Origin of the sequence: Collinsella aerofaciens (assembly GCF_040910185.1) — a bacterium.
In the GTDB taxonomy this organism is placed as follows: domain Bacteria; phylum Actinomycetota; class Coriobacteriia; order Coriobacteriales; family Coriobacteriaceae; genus Collinsella; species Collinsella aerofaciens_BF.
The window spans coordinates 1-1,502 of record NZ_JBDGBA010000029.1; the positions used below are offsets into that span (position 1 = coordinate 1).

The 1,502-nt window shown below is 58.7% G+C and carries 2 protein-coding genes and 1 pseudogene; all 3 read left to right on the forward strand.

The window, feature by feature from the left end; genetic code table 11:
• A pseudogene (locus AB5Z54_RS09155) lies at nt 1-207 on the forward strand (SIS domain-containing protein); the annotation flags it as partial.
• A 73-nt stretch (nt 208-280) separates the two neighbouring features.
• On the forward strand, nt 281-1,117 hold the full coding sequence (locus AB5Z54_RS09160) for a sugar phosphate isomerase/epimerase family protein (RefSeq protein ID WP_271747053.1): 837 nt from the start codon (nt 281-283) through the stop codon (nt 1,115-1,117).
• 169 nt (nt 1,118-1,286) lie between these two features.
• On the forward strand, nt 1,287-1,502 hold a 216-nt coding region (locus AB5Z54_RS09165), incomplete at its 3' end, for an ATP phosphoribosyltransferase regulatory subunit (protein ID WP_368161295.1).

The window sequence follows — 1,502 nt, forward strand, 5'->3', positions numbered from 1 at the left end:
CTGACCCGCGGCGTGACCGGCGACACCGACATCAACATCATCGACACCGCCGAGTTCGCGATCCCCGGCCTTGACGACGAGTTCCGCGTCATCGTGTCTCCGTGGATCCTCTCCTCGCTGATCACCGATCGCCTTGCCGCTTACTACGAGACGGTCACCAAGCACAACCTGAACTATCGTCGCTACTATCACCAGTTCGATTACTAAGAGCAAATAACGTTTGTGTAATTGGGCCCCGCTCCTATATGGAACGGGGCCCCGTTTGGGTTGGAGAGTAATTATGAGCTACCCTCAGCTTGCTGTCATGAATATCAGCCATCGTTATTTTGACCTTGAGGAGTTCTTTTCTTCGGCGTCGGCTTCGGGCTACACGTGTTGCGAGCTTTGGACCGGGGCGATGCATCTGTATGTCGATTGCCATGGATACGATTCGCTCGAGCAGGTGCGGGAGCTATCACAGCGGTATGGGGTTCGGATTGTGGGGCTTTGTCCCGAACAGAACAACCCCAAGCCGTGGAATATCGCGGCGCGCGGGAATGAGGCGCGTGCCCGCACGCTCGCGTACTTTAAGAACGTTGTAGATATCGCGGCGGAACTTGGAGCCGAGCAGGTCATGGTCTCGAGCGGCTGGGCATTTTTGAACGAGCCGATCGAGGACGCGTGGGGTCGCAGCGCCTCGATGCTGCGTGCGATTGCCGAGCATGCGGGAGAGTGCGGCGTGCGACTGGTGCTCGAGGCCCTACAGCCGGTTGAGTCGATGATCGTGAACTCGGCGGCCGATACGAAGCGCATGATCGAGGCAGTTGATCATCCGGCACTTAAGGCATGTCTGGATTTGGGCGCTATGGCGGTGGCGGGGGATACCATCGACGATTATTTCGATCTGCTTGGCGATGATGTCGCCCACGTGCATTTTGTCGATGTTGCGGCAGATGGCACGACGCATCTTGCCTGGGGTGACGGCGACCGCGATATGCGCGCCGACCTGGATAGGCTGGTGGCGCGCGGCTATCGCGGAGTTGTTTCGGCCGAGACTTATGACTGGCGCTATTTTGCCGACCCCGCAGCTGCCGATGCGCAGGTAATGGCAGAGTATCGTCGTGCGATTGGCGTCTAGGTGGGGTTGGGTTGCGACAATCTGCCCTATGTTTCCAAATGAATACGGTGTGAGCGGCTGCGACGGATTTTCCCCGCAAGCACTCTAGTATGCTAAAGTACCCAGAAGACCGGCGGAGCTATGCCGGTCTTCTGTTCTACATGAAACACAGCATGAGGAGGCTCACCAGATGACGGCCACACCGTGGGGATTCCGGGACATATTGCCCGAGGAGGCTCAGGCGCGCGAGGAGATCGCGCTGACGGTGAAGGGCTGCTTCAGGGAGCATCATTACCTGCCGGTCGAGACGCCGCTGCTCGAGGACAAGGGCTCTCTCGAGGAGGGCGGCCGCATTGCGGACACGCCGTTTAAGCTCTTTGATGATGACGGTCGCCTGCTGGTGGTC

Bases quoted from the DNA above. Each gene is read 5' to 3' on its own strand.
- AB5Z54_RS09160 (WP_271747053.1), top strand. From the start codon at position 281: ATGAGCTACCCTCAGCTTGCTGTCATGAATATCAGCCATCGTTATTTT.